We start from the raw sequence: 16781 nt of genomic DNA on the forward strand, positions 1-16781 counted from the left end.
GAAGTTATGAAAGTGAGGAAGGCAATTTCTTGCTGGAATGACTATCCTGAGGTTTTTTTCGTTTCGGGACAGGAACATGTTGCGAGTCAATAGATGGTATGAAAAATGTGACCTTGGATTGTTTTTGAAACATGAAATAAGGTAAGACGGTTTCTAACCTGCTATGAAAATATATTTCGGACTGTTCGTGGACTTTTGAAAAACAGATTTTCTTACCGTATTCATTTTGATCGATAAAAAAGAATTGGATTTTCTTTTCTAATGGAGTGGTTTCGAAGTTGTTAACGTTACTTTGCTTTAAATATTGCAAAGCATCAAAAAATGTATTTTTTAATAAACATGGTGGATCGATATCCTTATTTTTCTTTCTCACTATAATTCTATCTGCATTGACTGTATGAACATAATCCATGGCCCCACACTCCTAACATCTATTTAGGAATAATTTTACATATATTAAAATGATAATCAATCATTTTTTTGATAAAAGGAACCCCTGTTTTAATAGTGTTAAAAGTGACAAATTGAGTTGGAAATGTTTTAAAATCTAGTAATAATAAAAATTTTTTCATTTCATACCGTATTTTTTCAAATAAACTCCTTAGCTACTGAAAAAAGACTGACCAAAATTGGTCAGTCCCTTTCAGTGTTATCTACCTTTTCGTGATTGTAACTGTTTTTGTCGTTTTGTTTCCAGCTAAGTCAGTCACTTCGAATGTGAAGTTGTTTGCACCCTTGACAAGTGGTAGCTCAACATCTTCAATTACTTTGCTGAACGCTCTCATCGCATATGGTTCTTTGAATGGTTGGTAGAATATTTCACTTCCATTCAAGAACAAACGGATTTCATCAAAGTTGTCTGTTACTTTCACATCGACTTTAGGATTTGGATCCTTAGCACCCACTGTGTTCTTCTTCGGTAGGCCAGTGATGCTCAAGACTGGTGCCGTAGAATCGACGATGACTGTGCGTTTGAATGCAATAGCATTACCCGCATTATCGACTGCTTTTACTTCAAAGCTATGAACACCATCCTCTAAAGTTAGAGTAGTGGAGAATTCATATTGTCCTTTTGCTTCGTTGTATGTTAATGCTACTGGTTTCCCAGCGATTGTGAATTCTTTCAATCCAGAAGGTTCAATGATATATCCATTTACAGGAACCGTTTTTGTCTTGTAAGTGGATAGCGCTTCTGGATCATTTACGAATACAGATGGAATGGTTTTGTCTTCTGGAATTGCATTTGTAACCGCAAAGTTACCTGCATAGTCTACAGCAACCACTTCCACTTTAGCCTCTGCTTTTACTGTATCCGGTAAGTTAAATTCTGTAGTAGTAGGAGCTAGTGGAGCTGTTAAAATAGAATTGCCATCTACAAGGATATCCAGGTAGGATACACCTGCTCCTCCTGTCGTATCAGCAGCCTGGATGGTCAACTTACGACCTGTAGCATCCTTCTTAGCTGTTACAGTCGGTTTCACTGTATCTACTAAAACAGGAATCTTAAAGCTTTGGAAATCAGCACCCTCGAAATCTACTGCTGCTTTTGTTTCGAAATAATATTGGCCATCTTTTGCTACTAAATTATTGATTTTCCCATCCCATTGACGTGCTGGGTCTAAGGAATACTTCGCACTGCGTCCACCATCATAATAATTTTTACGAAGTTCATATTCAGTACGTAGCTTGCGAACAGCTTTACTATCTTTATCTAGTACATTGAACTCTACTTGTTTAGCATTTCTTAAGAATGATAGTACCGGGATTAATTCATCCTGTACTCCATCTCCATTTGGAGAAATGGCGATATATTGGCCATTATAGGAATCAGCTACTGGATTATATCCTAAGTAGTTATAAGTATCAGCAGATTTTGAGACAGCTCCTGCCATACCATAGAATGATTCACTATCATAGATTGTTCCATCTAGTACAGGCGCCTTGTCCCATTCACCTTTGAAACCAGCATATGGCACATGAAGCTCAGGGTTAGGATCAGTTCCATCTTCTGTTCCATCATCGTTTACATCCTTCAAAGTTACGTAGCCTTCAACAAAGTATCCATTCGGGAATACTTTATTGATGTCTACAGGAGTAGTCCAGCTACCAGTGATTGCTGGCTCTACAACTTTTGCTTGTGAAACATCTACTGTCACTTCAAATGTAACAGATCCATTCGCAGGAACCGTGATAACTTTTGAAGATTCACCATTTACTTTCACGACAGCATCAAGAATTTTTTGAGTCTCAAGTACATTCGCAGTATATCCAAGTTGACCTTCAATAGCAAAGTCTGTTTGGATATTCGCCGCTACGTCATACTGGGCATCTGTGCCGCTGAAGTTTTGCGCCTTTAATGTGAATGAGAACTGATCTCCCACTTCTTTTAAAGCAACCTTACCTTCGTTTGTATTAGACGCTGTCACGACAACAGGAGTTTCAAGAGCTGCGTGTAATTGCATGACTCCTGCTCCTTGTCTTCTTGGTGAATATGGCAGTTTCCAACCGAATGCTGTGTTGACAGTTCCTTTGTCGATTAGTGGCGATGCTGTATTCATTAACAAATTTTTCGTTAAGTTTACTTTTTCAAGTCCATCTACCTTAAAGTCTTTCTCCACTCTTTGAAGAACAAGTGCAGATCCACCAGCTACGTGTGGAGCAGCCATCGAAGTACCGCTCATCATGCCATATTCGTTATTGTTCAAAGTAGAATAAATTTGCCCACCTGGAGCAGTAATTTCCGGCTTGAAGTCAAGGTTCGGAGTCATCCCCCAAGATGTGAATGCACTCATTTTGCCTGCTTCAGGGTTTGCTGATTTCGCTTTTGCGCCATTAAAGGAAATGGACACAGTTTGTCCGCCAGTCAGGGTTGCTTGAAGCTTGTCTCCATCTGATTTCAACATGAATAACTGTGGAATGGTAATACTTGGCTCTGAAGCCATGCTAACATATCCACTCGTATTATTGTAAATAATCACTGCTGCGGCTCCAGCAGCCTGAGCATTTTTCGTTTTATCTACAAATCCAATTTCCCCACGTTTAATCAGGGCAATTTTCCCTTGTACATTAGCAGCTGCAAGTTCTTCTGGTTTACCTAACCCAGCGTAAACTACATCATATGTTTTTTGTTCTAAATCATTAGGATGAACACTGCTTGCAGACAAGAAAGGTGCAATACCTGTTAGCCCGCCGCTGGCAGTATAGTTCGCGCCATCTAAATCCATGAAGTTATTTTCTACAGATGCAACCTGTAAGGAGTTGAAGGATACACCTGGAGAACCTGATACACCAATATCCGGGTTGGATGCCAATGGATTTGCAAATCCGTTACCGAAGTGGGCAGAGTTACCCGCAGAGATGGACATTAAAATTCCGTTATCTACTGCACGTTGCACCGCTGCTTGTTCAGGATCCTCTGGACGGACGAATCCAGCTGTGGAACCTAAACTCATATTCAGGACATCTGCTCCTAAGATAATCGCTTCATCAATTGCTTTTACATAGATATCTCCCCAAGTTGAAGGCATATTTGGATCATTTCCGAATACTTTTAATGCAAGCAACTGTGCCTCTGGAGCAACTCCTTTAATTCCATGGTTCTCTTCATCGCCGTTTGCACCGACTGTTCCAGCTACGTGCATTCCGTGCATGGAAGCATCCGGTCCTAAATCCAGAATTTCTTCGTTATCATCCATGTAGTTATAGCCGTAAGGGACTTTCTCCGAGTAAAACTTACCCCTCAACCCATTAGCAGCTTTGGAATCTGCCACTTCTGCAGATGACAATTCCTCTTCCACACCTTCGCTCAACACCATATCACGGTGGGATGGATCGATACCTGTGTCGATAACTCCGACAACCATTCCTTCACCCTTATATCCATAGTCACGCCATGCTTCTTGCGCTTGGACGAGTTCTTTACTATAAATCATGTCAGGCTTTTCAAGAGGGCGTTCGTATTCATTTGCAATATGTACGGCCGCTACTTCTTCAATGGATTGTAATGCTGCAATATTCTTGTATTCAGTTTCAACACTGAATCCGTTCACAACGGTTGTAAAGCTTTCCAATTCTTTGAATTCAACTTTCTTTGCCTTAGCTTTATCTTTTACTTTTTTATGTCCTGCTTTTTTATCTGATTGAAGCTTATTTTTTGTATTTTTATCAAGGTCCTTAAAACGTTTTCCTTGTTTTTTTGCATACTCAATAGCAGGTTCTTCTTTCATTTCCACAATGACACGGACTTTTTCATCCGGTAAGTAGATTTTTTCTTGATCCTGCTTCTTGACTTCTACTACAGTTTTTGGGTTTTGCTTAGCAGAATGCTTGTCCACTTGTAATGGTAATGCTGCAGCCGTTCCAGTCCCTGCAGACGATAAAGCAAGTAGCGACGCACACAAAATTGCAAAGTGTTTTTTCCTCAAAATTGGTAACCTCCTAGTATATTGTCAGAAAATTAATAATATACTAAAAATCTACCATACTAGTTCCTACTAAATAAGGTCAAATAGTCCTCTTTATCCATCTCTACAAATAGGTAAAAACAACTAATTATTAACATATTATAGAAAAATAAGAAAAAATATTGCATTATACTGGAATGACGAAATATGAATCTTATAAAAGTTGGGATACAAATATACCTAGCAATAAAAAAAGCTGCATCAGCAGCAAAAAGTGAGGGTGTAGTGGGTGTAACGTGGTAATTGATCTTGCGTAGAATTTTATTATTTTTTATAGGGGATTAAGAGGTTAAACTTAGAGGATCATCGATTTGAGAGGAGTAAATATTGAGTTTGAAGAGAATTTGACCTGGATGGGTTAGCTGTCACTCCGGGGAAGATATGACATTCCACATTTTCTAATCGGTTGTCCAAATTCACTAATATTTTTCGCATGGAAACTAATACATCTTCATTTCTGCTTGATTTTACATGGCTTTTAGCAAGTATTCTTATTAAATCACTCAATAACTCTTCGATTCTTTCAACCCTGACGTCTTCTTCTCTAATCATCATTTTCACCTTTTCCTTTAAATTTCAACTAATTCTCTTTCTTTTGATGGTGAGGGTGTGCGGTTACCGATAAATTTCACTCCTTCGGCCACCACTTCCGTTACGTACACTTTCTTGCCTTCTGGATTGGAATAATTTCGTGTCTGAATCCTGCCTGAAATCCCAATCAAAGATCCCTTTTGACAATATTGGACCAGGTTCTCAGCGGTTCTTTTCCAGATGGTACAATGAACAAAGTCTGCATCATAGTCCCCATCAGCGTTTTTGAAATTTCGGTTAACAGCTAAAGTAATATTGGAAACAGCTTTTCCTTCTGGTGTATAGCGTAATTCAGGATCTTTTGTCAGCCTTCCCACCAAAATGACTTGATTAATCATGTTATTTTCTCCTTTCGTCTTGTTATCTTGATACTAAACGGAGGAAAAATTGTTGTAAAATTAGCAATAATTTAATTTTCAAAAGATTTTTTAAGGGAAATATTCATTTTCCTATTGGGAAATAATTAGTTTCAAAGCAATCTTTTACATTTTCCTGCAACAAAATGAAATTTTAGTAAGTGTTCGACAAATTTCGCTAAGTCTTCACTTCTAGGGTGGTTAACGTGCAAGTGCTCTGAATATTTAGTATGCTATAATTAATGTACTTAATTGTTCGTATTATTACTTGAGAATGGAGGGATGATATGAAGTCATTTAAGCTTGTTTCCTTTCAAATCATCACAGGCATAAAGCAAGCAGAGGATGTAGAGCTACAGGATGGGCTCATCATCAATAAAGAAGATGAACATAATAGATGGCTTATCGAGGCTTTTGTAACTGAAGAGGAATTCCTAAGGATTGAGCCCCTTTTGAAAAAAGACACTATCTGGATACAAGTAGTGATTACTAAAAAGGAGAATGATCCTGCTGCTTTTGAAACGAAGGTTCTTCATATGAAGAAGGTTCAAAACAATTACACTATTTTATTTGAAGGTCATTTAAAAAATCTGAAAATAGAATATGCAGAGCTATTACTTGAAAATCTCATTCAGCAAGGTGTCCAGGGTGAGCAACTTGTTGAAGAATTCAAGAAAAAAATTCGTATCAGACCAAAAATCTCAACAAACTTGAAGAAATAAGGAAAACAGGGATATACATCCCTGTTTTTTTCATTCCTACTCGTCTTTATTATCCGCATCATCGCGGTCAATCTCATCTTCTACATTTTCTTCAGTGTTACCGTTTGGGACAGTTGTATCGTTTGCATCATTCTCTAACAAACCATCATTGTTGTTGTCCATGTCTGTATCAAGATTATCATTATCATTATCATTCACATCTTGATCTTCAATAACATCGTTCTCTGGTGGCGGGTTATTATCATTCACATTACACCCAGCTAAAAGCAATGCGGATAATAGAGAACTTCCAATGATGCTTAACAATTTTTTGTTCAAAGTAATTTCCTCCTTTATTTTCTTTTGGACCTTTATATACGGGTCAGTTCGTATTTTGCCCAATCAAGGAGAAATGTTGCATGAACAGAAATTTTTTTAACAAAAAACGGATTATAGGAAATGATTTTCAGGTTGAACAAAACATAATAAAAAAGCCAAGCATACGCTTGACTTAAATTGAAGGGAGAATGATAAAGGCTTACCACAGCTGAATTATCATTCTAAATACAAGATTCCACACTTGTATAATTAATTTAGACAATCCTGCCATAAATTAAACCTTTTCGATGAAATTGGTTCAAAAGGATGGATTTTTCCTACTATTCTTTTTTCGCACCTAATGCAAAAGTAAGTTCAGCTTCACATGCCACTTCGCCATCAACCGTAGCGATTGCTTTTCCTTTACCAATTGGGCCTTTTAAGCGAACGATTTCGACTTCCAAACGAAGCTGGTCTCCTGGTTTGACCTGACGCTTGAAACGGCAATTGTCTATTCCCGCAAAAAACGCAAGACGGCCTTTATTCTCTTCTTTGATTAACATCGCCACAGCGCCTACTTGTGCAAGGGCTTCGATAATTAGTACGCCTGGCATTACTGGATAGTCCGGAAAATGACCATTAAAAAACTCTTCATTTGCGGTTACGTTTTTAATTCCGATTGCGCGTTGTCCTTCTTCAAGCTCTAAAATGCGATCGACTAATAAAAAAGGATAGCGGTGAGGAATGATTTCTTTAATTTGTGTGATATCGTACATGATAACCTCCATAAAGTAAGTAGTATTTATTATTTCGATAAAGCTAATAAAAAATCCTTGGATGCAAAGTGAAAAAGCCTTGTCATGATGACACGGCTAGGAATTTTTATTCACTAAATCGATGATATGCGTCCAAGTATCCTTTTTGAAAACGTCTTTAGCATCCCCGTTCCCAAATATGGTATAGCCCACAAATGTTCCTGTTATGGCACATAGTCCAATTAGAAGCGTCACTAAAATAATTCGTAACCAAATTGGGATTAACCTAATTCGGACGAAACGCTTCTTTATTTGTTGCTCTGCACGTTTTTCTTTTTTATACGCATCTCTTGAAACTCTCTTTTGTTCTTGATCCATAATGAAATAGCCATGCTCCTTTAACGTATCCCGTTGATCAATCCCATCATTTGATCAGCCAGTGTAACAGAACGGGCTTGAAATTGGTAATGTCGTTGGACATTGATTAAATCGGTCATTTCTTTAGACATGTCAACATTAGAGTTTTCTAATGAACCTGCCTGTAAAGTTATATTGTCTCTCATTCCACCTGTAAGGTCAAAGAAAATATTACCTTCTTCAATTCCTAATGCTTGCGCTTCACTAGTTAACCCAAGTGTATTCCCTGTTTTTTGCTCCATATATTCCGGTTTTTGAACAGATATCATCCCAAGTTCAAAAGACTGTGTACCGGCATTGTCTGTTTCAACCCTCATTAACCCTTTATTCGAAACGGAAAGATTCTTGATAGGTCCATTCATGACAATCGGCTGGTCATTTTCGTCGAGAACAGGGTAACCACTGCTGGTAACAAGCATCATATCATCAGAATTAGGAGTAATTGGATTTAAATAAAAAGAACCATCCCGTGTATATTGGGTACTGTCATCTACTCGTACCTTAAAGAATAAATCTTCCTTTGTCAAAGCCAAGTCCAGCTCCCGACCTGTCGTCTTTATGCTTCCTTGATTCAAAACCAGTCTAGCCTGGCTCAATTTAGCCCCTGTTCCTTGGCGGATTCCATTGGATGTAATCCGTCCTATCTCTAACTTGTCATGCCTTTGATTATTGAACTCTTGGAATAGCAATTCGTTAAAATAACTTTCTTTTCTTTTATATCCGTTCGTTTGTACGTTCGCTAAGTTATGGCCGATTAGATCCATTTTATGCTGTAGCTGGCTCATGGTATTCGTTGCCGTTATCATCGTTCGATTCATGGTTATTCCCCCATCTGAAATCCGTAAGGCAAGGTAAAATAGTTACTAACTTAATCTGCCGATTTCATTGACTGCTTTTTCTAAGCTCCGATCATACGCTTGTAGAACTTTTTGATTCGCCTCAAATGCACGATAAGCTGTCATCATATCGGTCATCGTTCTTGCTGTATCGACATTAGACTGTTCAATGAAGCCTTGTTGCAGTTTGAATTGCACATTCCCGTTTCCAAAAGCATTTTGCAGAGGGGCGCCATCATTCGTACGATATAGCCCGTCCCCTTCTTTTATTAAAGCATATGGGTTTTGCGCAAAAGCAACTCCCATACGCCCAATAACCTGGTCGTCTTCCAGAATTAACCCATTTTCTTGAACGACAAAATTATCGCTCTTTAATTGGATTCTATTCCCTTGATCATCCAGCACATAGTACCCACTTGGAGTCGTCAGATAGCCCTGTTGATCCAAAGTAAAGTTACCATTCCGAGTATATCTTTGCTCGCCATTAGCGTTTAAAACAGAAAACATGACCGTGCCACGTTTCCCATTCTCTTCGTTCAACGGAAGGAACAAATCGACCAATGCGACATCCGTCTTATTATCTGAAGCGGTAATGTCCCCTTGTTTGAATGCAGGTATTGCTTCCTGCATATAAACTCCCGTGCTAAGAGACCCAACTGTAGGTTGAAATGGAAGGTTCAGCTTTTTCTCAGTAGGAATTTCCGTCTGATCCATTCGCTTTAAAAGCATATCTGGAAACGCCCGTATACTTGACTGATCCGCTTTAAATCCAGGAGTGTTCGCATTAGAAATATTATTTGTCAGCATTTCAGTCCTGCGTTGCTGAGCAAGCATCCCTGAAGCAGCCGAATAAAAGCCTCTTAACATGGTTTTCACCTCTATGTAATCCGCAAATTTGCAGTGTCGTACCTCATTTATTCAATAATTCCATTATATACAACTTATCGGCTACACTCATAGATTTTTTTATGGTTTTGGAAAAGTAATAGAGATTAGTTTTATGGTAGTTTTTTACAGCGTGAATTAGTTAGATGCGCTTTTGCTTAATAAGCATATCTAGATCTTAAAAAGCACATTCAGTTCTTAAAAAGCGTATCCCGAAATTAAAATGCACATTCAATCATTAAAAAGCACAACTAATATTTATAAAGCGAATCTTAAAATTATCGTGCACAAATTCTAAGTATAGAGCGCAAATTCTAAGTAAAGTGCGCATTTTCTGATTAAAAAGCGAATTGCGGGCATATTCACCCATATACAATAAAAAAACTCCAGCTCCGCACCATAATTGGTCCAAAACTGGAGTTTTCTATTAACCGAAACGTCTTTTAGAGATTCTATCGATGTTTTCAAGCATGATACCTGTTCCGATAGCTACGCAATCCATTGGATTTTCAGCTACAAGGACTGGTACTTTCAGCTCTTCTGCTAATAGTAAGTCGATACCATGAAGGAGTGCTCCTCCTCCAGTCAGGATTACGCCGCGGTCGATAATGTCCGCTGATAATTCTGGTGGAGTACGCTCAAGTACGCTTTTAGCAGCTTGTACAATAACCGCAACTGATTCGTGTAATGCCTCTGCAATTTCTTCAGAATGGACGGTGATGGTTCTTGGTAATCCAGATACCATGTCACGACCACGGATGTCTATAGACTCAGAACGAGATCCTGGGAATACTGTAGCAACCTTAATCTTAATGTCCTCTGCAGTACGCTCACCGATCAATAATTTATATTTACGTTTGATGTAATTTAAGATTTCATTGTCAAACTTATCTCCAGCCATTTTGATGGAGGAAGATGTTACGATATCACCCATAGATAGAACAGCAACATCAGTAGTACCACCACCGATATCAACAACCATGTTTCCACTTGGTTGGAAAATATCCATGCCTGCACCAATTGCTGCTACTTTAGGTTCTTCTTCAAGATATACTTTCTTCCCACCGCTTTTTTCAGCAGCTTCCTTGATGGCTTTTTGCTCAACGCTCGTAATGTTCGTTGGGCAGCAAATCAAAATACGAGGCTTCGATAAGAAACCCTTTACATTTAATTTATTAATAAAATGCTTTAACATAGCTTCTGTTATATCAAAGTCAGCAATGACGCCATCTTTCAATGGACGGATAGCTACGATGTTCCCAGGCGTTCTACCGACCATGCGACGCGCCTCTTCACCTACAGCCAACACACGGTTTGTATTTTTATCAATTGCGACGACGGATGGTTCATTTAGGACAATACCTTTTCCCTTAACATGGATTAATACATTGGCAGTCCCAAGATCTATTCCAATATCTCTTGCAAGCATGACTAATACTTTCCTCCTAAAACGTACAATATGACAAACTTCTGTCCTAATTGTATATTTTATCACAAATAAATGCCAACTTGTTAGCGGTATTTTTTAATGTTTGTGGCAAATAAACGAATTAAATCAGCTCATAAATAGATTCTTGATAATAGGATAGAAAATCCAGGAAAATTTTAGCGATGCATATATGTACAACAAAAAGAGAAGCTTTGCCAATTATTGTTTTCTTTGGCAATAGCCTCTCTTTTTTCTTCATTTTTCATTACTGATTAATTTCTTCTGGTCTTTGGTACTTCATCTTTGTCGCTTCCCCACCACGGAGGTGGCGTATGGATTTATGATAATCCAAAATTTCTTTCACTTCATTTGCTAAATCCGGATTGATATCCGGTAGCCTCTCGGTTAAATCCTTGTGGACAGTACTTTTGGATACACCAAACTCCTTCGCAATTACGCGAACCGTTTTCTTTGTCTCCACGATATACTTTCCGATCTTGATAGTTCTTTCTTTGATGTAATCGTGCACACCACTCGACCTCCCCAAATTGGATGTGAGAAGTGTGAAATGAGATTCGCTTTTATATGTTTTGCAACTGTGCCCAAAGCAACGTAGAAAGATATCCTCAACTAAATCCCCAAAATGTTATAAACGATTCCTCACCTCAAACACTCTCTTTTTAAGGTTTGTATCAGTTTATTAGCTTGGTTAAGGGAATATGCACGAAAATCATAAGAAGGACAAGGGTTTGCTCAAGTTTTTTTGTATATTATCAGATTCTTGAAACTTTTTGGTTGGTCAAATCGTATTCTTTATTGGAAAAACTTATTTATGACTTCATTTTGAAAGGAGGTTAAGCAAGTTTTTACAACCACTCTACATACATTTTGAGATTCGAAATCTGTGAAAAGTCGAAGTTGAGTACTCATCCAATTTCTGCACAGCATCTTGAGTCTTTTTTTTTTGAAAATCTTAACCTATGGAAATATTATTTCCCGAGAAATTTGTCGTTTTCGGGCGAAATAAAAACCCGTCTGGGGAGACGGGTTTTCAGTTCAGTTATTGTCACATTGGGAATGTGTTAGTTGTTTTGGTTTTCTTGCGTTTCATCTTCTGAAGGTTGATCGTCCTCAGAAGGTTTTTCGTCTTCAACAGCAGCAGCATCATCTGTTTTAGTATCGTCATCTTCGCTTACTTCAGCGTTTTTGTCTGCAGCATCTTCTTTTTTATCAAGAGCAGATGCTTTGCTGTTTACAACTTGTGCTTCTTTAAGGGCCACTACATTTTTATCCATAAATTCAATTGGATTTACTGCCACTTGATCTTTGCGGATTTCAAAATGTGTATGGATTCCAGCTTCACTGTTCAACAAGCTTTGTCCTGCTTTTGCAATGGCTTGTCCTTGTGTAACTGTGTCACCGACTTCTACTGCAATTTCCTTAACGGATGAGTAACGTGTAACGATTCCTTTTTCATGCTCGACTTCAATCAGGTTTCCAAGGATAGTATCATCTTGAACCTTTGTGACTGTACCGCTCATGGAAGCAACTACGTCAAACGTTTCCCCGTTTTGCATCGCAATGTCGATTCCTTTGTTTGGCTCGTATTTATTATTGTAGAATACTAGAGCCGCTTCTTGCGCTTCTTTACTACCCTTAACATCGTAGAATTCCTTCTTGATGACCGCGGAATCTTCATTCAATACTGGCATTTTGAAATTTTCTACTTTGCTGTTTACTTCAACAGCTGGCTCGCGATGACCTTTTCCTGCTAGGTTTGAGTCACCGTAGCTAACATCAGGTGTTGTTGATTCGTTGTTACTGTTTTGGAACCAAAGGACACCTGTTAATAATACAGCAGCACAAGCTAAGTAGATTGCCGGTAGTGCCCAACGCTTAGATATGAAGCGTTGAAATGCAGATTTTTGAGAAGTTCGTTTCTTTTCTTCCTCTCTCATGATTATCACCTCAGCAATCATTCTGAACAGATTCAGAAAATTATATACATGAAGTGAAAAAAAATTTTTTGTCTTATGTTTTGCTATGTTGGTATCATTTATTCATAGATATGAAAAATAATGGTACACTTTTGAAAAGAAGTATAGATAACGAGGGATATCATGAAAAAACTTATACGTTATATGCTAACAATCCTGCCATTCTTATACATGGTTGCTATCTGGATAATGTCCAGTCATCCTGACAATGTAGTTGTAGAACTGCCTGATTCATATTGGGACCGTATGATCAAAGATAGTCTTCATTTAGTAGAGTTCGGTCTTCTATACTTATTTTTCGTGTTGGCACTCGCAGTAAATGGGAAGTTAACTCGAAAAATGAGCTTATTTGCAGCTATCATCGCTGGACTCTATGGGATTACGGATGAAATCCATCAATCCTTCGTACCATCCCGTACCCCAACCATGATTGATGTTGTAAAAGATATAATTGGAGTGACAGCAGTCTATTTTCATGTGCGTTTTCATTATTTTAAGAGGAAAAAGAGTTTGTTGAATAAGTTGGAGAACTGGGGCGAGTCTTAAAATGAGGTCTTTATGAGTTTTATCTTTATTTTTTGAATGCGCATGCAGGGATATTATCATATCACCTTCATATATTATCAAAATTTAAATTTTATTATCAAATAGCGCTTGTTTATTATCAAACTGGCTCCACTTATTATCAAACAGTAAAAAACAAAACGGGGACACTCTTCCTATTCGTACACTGACGATAGGAAGAGGTCCCCTTCTTTTATTTATTCGCAACAATTGTATTCAAGAATGCTGTAGATGAAGTGATTTGAACTCCTTGATAGTAATACGTGACGATATCGCGGTAGTTTTTACCCTCCTGTGCCATTCCATTCGCGCCGTATTGGCTCATCCCCACTCCATGTCCATAGCCTTTTGTAGAGATGATGATCTGGTCCCCTTTTCGTTCCCAAGTAAAGTCTGTTGATTTTAGTTCTAAGGTTTCTCGGATTTGTTTGCCGGTTAATTGCTTACCGTTAATTTTAACTGCCCCTACTCGCTTACCTGGTGTTCTTTCAACGATCGTCCCTATTTCTTTTCCTTGTGAGAGCTTTACACCAAGTTTAGCTTCAAACTCTTTTATGGAAATGACTTTCCGATCATAAAATTTAGGAGAATCTTTATCCCAAGGACTTACTACACTTTTTAAATATGGAATAGAGTTCTTCCAATAAGCCTCGGAGTTTTCCGTAAAGCCATTGCTTGTAGAGAAAAAGGTGGCTGTGATTGGTTCACCATTATAGGTAAGAATTTGGTCCTTAGTCGCTAAAACCGCTTTAGCAATCTTTTCTTTCTTCCATGCATAATCTTTGCCCCATAGTTTTTTCAGTTCATCATCACTTTTATACACTTGATGAAGGACAGTATCGGTAACATGGGCTCCTTTAGGCAAAGCAACCGTATCTTTTTCCGACAATTGATTGACTATGTAAGTTCTAGCAGTTAAGGCCTGAGCTTTTAATGCTTCCACTTCAAAATCTGCTGGCATTTCGGCAGACACTACGCCTGCAACATATTTTTCAAGTGGAATGGCTTGAATTTTTTGTTGCTGTGAACGATACACTGCCACTTCCACTGAGGATTCATTTAGTTGGTCGGCTACACTAGGTTCTTGCTTCTTATGGGTCAAGTTTTCCATTAACTTTCCTTTTGCTCCTTCAGAAGAAAATGGGAGGACAAGCAAGGCGGGAATAAGGACGATGGCAACGGCTACTGTGATTAATACGGCAATGACTGGTTTCATAGATTTCATGTAAGGGCCTCCTCATGCGAATTGAATAGACTTGTTGATTCTCTATTCAAATCTATGGGATTGGACAAGCATTTATGACAAGAGATTTCATATCAGAAATGGAATATTATATCTCACCAAAGACAAAAATCCCGCTCATTGGCGGGATTTATTGTTACTACTTATTATGCATTCATATCTGCAACGAAAGACTCGCTTCCAGAATGATCTTCTTCGTTAATACGTTCAATATCAGCACCAAGTGCAGCTAGCTTCTGATGGAAATTCACATAGCCACGGTCTAAGTGCTTCAATTCTGTTACGCGTGTTACACCTTCTGACACAAGGCCAGCTAGAGTAAGTGCCGCTGCTGCACGTAAGTCCGTTGCAGCTACTTCTGCACCTTGAAGGTCTGATGGTCCGTTGATGATCACGGAACGGCCTTCAATTTTAATTTCCGCGTTCATGCGGCGGAATTCTTCCACGTGCATGAAGCGATTTTCAAATACGGTTTCTGTAATCATGCTAGTTCCTCGAGCATGTAAAAGAAGAGCCATCATTTGAGATTGCATGTCTGTTGGGAATCCTGGATGCGGCATCGTTTTAATATCGACGGCTTTAAGGACGTCAGGACCGATTACTCGTAGACCATCCGCTTCTTCACGGATTTCAACGCCCATCTCCTGCATTTTTGCAATTAAGGATGTCATGTGCTCTGGAACCGCACCTCTTACAAGTACATTACCCTTTGTAATAGCAGCTGCGACCATGAATGTTCCTGCTTCAATACGATCCGGAATAATGTGGTGTTCAGCTCCGCGCAGTACGTCTACACCTTCAATCTTGATTGTAGCAGTACCAGCACCTTTAACTTTCGCACCCATTTTATTCAGGAAGTTCGCTAAATCTACAATTTCCGGTTCTTTCGCAACGTTTTCAAGAGTTGTTGTTCCTTCTGCAAGGACAGCAGCCATCATGATGTTTTCCGTTGCACCAACACTAGGGAAATCAAGATAGATTTTCGCACCTTTAAGACGACCGTTCACTTCAGCTTCTAAAAAGCCGTTACCAACCTTAACCGTAGCACCCATTGCTTCAAAGCCTTTTAAGTGTTGATCAAGTGGACGTGAACCGATTGCACAACCGCCTGGCAATGCCACACGTGCTTTTCCGTTTCTTCCTAATAATGATCCCATTACAAGAACGGATGCACGCATTTTGCGAACATATTCAAATGGAGCTTCTACAAATAACTCTCTTGATGCATCTACAGTAATCGTATTATTATCAAACGCAACATCTGCATTTAGGTTGCGCAGTACTTCATTGATTGTATATACATCGGAGAGAGTGGGTACGTCTTTAATGACGCTTCTTCCTTCGCTTGCTAATAATGATGCAGCGATAACAGGCAAAACTGAGTTCTTTGCGCCTTCTACTTTAACTTCCCCGCTCAGCCTGTTTCCGCCGCGGACGATGATCTTTTCCAAAAGTATTCCCCTCCGCGTCCAATATCTCTATATTAATATTCAAATGTGATGATTGGTGTGCCAACTACGATGGTAGTCCGTCCGCCCAATCCTTGAGTTCTCATGGCAATTTGCAAATTCAACTGTTCTTTAGTGATAAATTGTGTGAAAAGTGGAGAGTGTGCTGAAACTGAAACAAAGTTTTCTTCTCTTAAACTCTCAACTTCTTTCGCTTGGAACTCTCCCAAAATAGAATCTACCTTAGAAGATAAAACCTTTGCTAGCGTATCATTGATTTCCCCTTTAATACAAGTGAAAATTGTGGGATTTTGTCTAAATATGTCTTTTATCCTGCTTTTGAGATCCTTCTCTAGGTGCTGTGCTTGTGCTAGACTAGCGTTACCTTTTACCTCATACAGGATATACGATTTCTCTTGGGAATTTTTAGGGGTAGTCATGATTTCTAACTTTTCATGAATACTTTTCTGTTGGCTTATACCAACAGCTTTCCAGCCATTTTTATCTTCGGTGATCTCCCATACAAGATTAGGAAGCTTTTCTCGCAAACTCGAAACATAGTTTACTAGACTTTCTTTCGTACGAAGAATATCCGCTTGCCCTCTAGCCAAGATTGACCATTCTTGGATGGAAACGTCCTCGGATTGTAATACCTCAACTAGCTTTGTGAAATCAGTACTGTTGTTTGCTTCCGTCTTACTATTCCCTGCCACAATCAAAATAAAACCAATTATAACCAAATATATCATCTTTTTCATAATAATCCATGCCCCCTTAT

The 16781-nt window shown here is 38.7% G+C and carries 17 protein-coding genes; 2 read left to right on the forward strand and 15 right to left on the reverse strand.

Annotated features, from left to right (window positions below):
* Nucleotides 1-4: 4 nt before the first annotated feature.
* The 4 genes from G3O09_RS01870 to ssb all read right to left on the reverse strand — a co-directional run bounded on the left by G3O09_RS01870 (nt 5) and on the right by ssb (nt 5392).
* Nucleotides 5-412, reverse strand: a complete 408-nt coding sequence (locus tag G3O09_RS01870) for a hypothetical protein (RefSeq protein ID WP_163099451.1) — start codon at nt 410-412, stop codon at nt 5-7.
* A gap of 241 nt (nt 413-653) precedes the next feature.
* Entirely contained in the window at nt 654-4424 is a 3771-nt protein-coding gene (locus tag G3O09_RS01875; RefSeq protein ID WP_240338300.1) for a S8 family serine peptidase, read from the reverse strand.
* Between the two features lie 342 nt (nt 4425-4766).
* Complete coding sequence (locus tag G3O09_RS01880) at nt 4767-5018, reverse strand: hypothetical protein (RefSeq protein WP_163099453.1); 252 nt, start codon at nt 5016-5018, stop codon at nt 4767-4769.
* Nucleotides 5019-5032: 14 nt separating this feature from the next.
* Entirely contained in the window at nt 5033-5392 is a 360-nt protein-coding gene (gene ssb / locus G3O09_RS01885) for a single-stranded DNA-binding protein (protein WP_163099454.1), read from the reverse strand.
* 305 nt (nt 5393-5697) lie between these two features.
* Between ssb and G3O09_RS01890 the strand changes: the two genes are divergently transcribed.
* Nucleotides 5698-6132, forward strand: a complete 435-nt coding sequence (locus tag G3O09_RS01890) for a YwpF family protein (protein WP_163099456.1) — start codon at nt 5698-5700, stop codon at nt 6130-6132.
* 36 nt (nt 6133-6168) lie between these two features.
* On the opposite strand, the gene G3O09_RS01895 is transcribed toward G3O09_RS01890, so the two are convergent.
* From G3O09_RS01895 to G3O09_RS01930, 8 genes are all read right to left on the reverse strand, one after another.
* On the reverse strand, nt 6169-6450 hold the full coding sequence (locus G3O09_RS01895) for a hypothetical protein (RefSeq protein WP_163099458.1): 282 nt from the start codon (nt 6448-6450) through the stop codon (nt 6169-6171).
* A gap of 320 nt (nt 6451-6770) precedes the next feature.
* The gene (gene fabZ / locus G3O09_RS01900) at nt 6771-7205 is read right to left on the reverse strand and encodes a 3-hydroxyacyl-ACP dehydratase FabZ (protein ID WP_163099460.1); all 435 of its coding nucleotides are present in this window, start codon (nt 7203-7205) and stop codon (nt 6771-6773) included.
* Nucleotides 7206-7301: 96 nt separating this feature from the next.
* Nucleotides 7302-7562 (reverse strand): DNA-directed RNA polymerase subunit beta, encoded by a 261-nt coding sequence (locus tag G3O09_RS01905; protein ID WP_163099461.1) that lies wholly within the window; start codon nt 7560-7562, stop codon nt 7302-7304.
* Nucleotides 7563-7582: 20 nt separating this feature from the next.
* Complete coding sequence (locus tag G3O09_RS01910) at nt 7583-8419, reverse strand: flagellar hook-basal body protein (protein WP_163099463.1); 837 nt, start codon at nt 8417-8419, stop codon at nt 7583-7585.
* Between the two features lie 45 nt (nt 8420-8464).
* Nucleotides 8465-9304 (reverse strand): flagellar hook-basal body protein, encoded by an 840-nt coding sequence (locus G3O09_RS01915; RefSeq protein WP_163099465.1) that lies wholly within the window; start codon nt 9302-9304, stop codon nt 8465-8467.
* 445 nt (nt 9305-9749) lie between these two features.
* A complete protein-coding gene (gene mreB, locus G3O09_RS01920; RefSeq protein WP_163099467.1) occupies nt 9750-10751 on the reverse strand; it encodes a rod shape-determining protein in 1002 nt (333 codons plus the stop codon).
* Between the two features lie 265 nt (nt 10752-11016).
* Nucleotides 11017-11280: a sporulation transcriptional regulator SpoIIID gene (gene spoIIID / locus G3O09_RS01925; RefSeq protein WP_163099469.1), complete on the reverse strand. Its 264-nt coding sequence runs from the start codon at nt 11278-11280 to the stop codon at nt 11017-11019.
* Between the two features lie 553 nt (nt 11281-11833).
* Nucleotides 11834-12709, reverse strand: coding sequence for a stage II sporulation protein SpoIIQ (locus G3O09_RS01930; protein ID WP_163099471.1), 876 nt, complete (start codon nt 12707-12709; stop codon nt 11834-11836).
* 162 nt (nt 12710-12871) lie between these two features.
* Here G3O09_RS01930 and G3O09_RS01935 point away from each other — a divergent pair, with 162 nt between their 5' ends.
* Complete coding sequence (locus tag G3O09_RS01935) at nt 12872-13294, forward strand: VanZ family protein (RefSeq protein ID WP_163099473.1); 423 nt, start codon at nt 12872-12874, stop codon at nt 13292-13294.
* A 211-nt stretch (nt 13295-13505) separates the two neighbouring features.
* Here the strand turns inward: G3O09_RS01935 and spoIID are convergent, their stop codons facing one another.
* The 3 genes from spoIID to G3O09_RS01950 form a co-directional block, all read right to left on the reverse strand.
* Nucleotides 13506-14537, reverse strand: a complete 1032-nt coding sequence (gene spoIID / locus G3O09_RS01940; protein ID WP_163099474.1) for a stage II sporulation protein D — start codon at nt 14535-14537, stop codon at nt 13506-13508.
* A gap of 164 nt (nt 14538-14701) precedes the next feature.
* Nucleotides 14702-16006 carry a UDP-N-acetylglucosamine 1-carboxyvinyltransferase gene (murA, locus tag G3O09_RS01945; RefSeq protein WP_163099476.1) on the reverse strand — a complete coding sequence of 435 codons (1305 nt, stop codon included), beginning with the start codon at nt 16004-16006 and terminating at the stop codon, nt 14702-14704.
* Between the two features lie 32 nt (nt 16007-16038).
* A complete protein-coding gene (locus G3O09_RS01950) occupies nt 16039-16761 on the reverse strand; it encodes a YwmB family TATA-box binding protein (RefSeq protein ID WP_163099478.1) in 723 nt (240 codons plus the stop codon).
* Nucleotides 16762-16781 lie beyond the last annotated feature (20 nt).

The sequence above is a fragment of the Peribacillus alkalitolerans genome, assembly GCF_010882125.1.
GTDB lineage: Bacteria > Bacillota > Bacilli > Bacillales > DSM-1321 > Bacillus_BN > Bacillus_BN alkalitolerans.

Bases quoted from the DNA above. Each gene is read 5' to 3' on its own strand.
- G3O09_RS01870 (WP_163099451.1), bottom strand. From the start codon at position 412: ATGGATTATGTTCATACAGTCAATGCAGATAGAATTATAGTGAGAAAG.
- G3O09_RS01880 (WP_163099453.1), bottom strand. From the start codon at position 5,018: ATGATGATTAGAGAAGAAGACGTCAGGGTTGAAAGAATCGAAGAGTTA.
- ssb (WP_163099454.1), bottom strand. From the start codon at position 5,392: ATGATTAATCAAGTCATTTTGGTGGGAAGGCTGACAAAAGATCCTGAA.
- G3O09_RS01890 (WP_163099456.1), top strand. From the start codon at position 5,698: ATGAAGTCATTTAAGCTTGTTTCCTTTCAAATCATCACAGGCATAAAG.
- fabZ (WP_163099460.1), bottom strand. From the start codon at position 7,205: ATGTACGATATCACACAAATTAAAGAAATCATTCCTCACCGCTATCCT.
- G3O09_RS01905 (WP_163099461.1), bottom strand. From the start codon at position 7,562: ATGGATCAAGAACAAAAGAGAGTTTCAAGAGATGCGTATAAAAAAGAA.
- G3O09_RS01910 (WP_163099463.1), bottom strand. From the start codon at position 8,419: ATGAATCGAACGATGATAACGGCAACGAATACCATGAGCCAGCTACAG.
- G3O09_RS01915 (WP_163099465.1), bottom strand. From the start codon at position 9,304: ATGTTAAGAGGCTTTTATTCGGCTGCTTCAGGGATGCTTGCTCAGCAA.
- mreB (WP_163099467.1), bottom strand. From the start codon at position 10,751: ATGCTTGCAAGAGATATTGGAATAGATCTTGGGACTGCCAATGTATTA.
- G3O09_RS01930 (WP_163099471.1), bottom strand. From the start codon at position 12,709: ATGAGAGAGGAAGAAAAGAAACGAACTTCTCAAAAATCTGCATTTCAA.
- G3O09_RS01935 (WP_163099473.1), top strand. From the start codon at position 12,872: ATGAAAAAACTTATACGTTATATGCTAACAATCCTGCCATTCTTATAC.
- spoIID (WP_163099474.1), bottom strand. From the start codon at position 14,537: ATGAAATCTATGAAACCAGTCATTGCCGTATTAATCACAGTAGCCGTT.
- G3O09_RS01950 (WP_163099478.1), bottom strand. From the start codon at position 16,761: ATGAAAAAGATGATATATTTGGTTATAATTGGTTTTATTTTGATTGTG.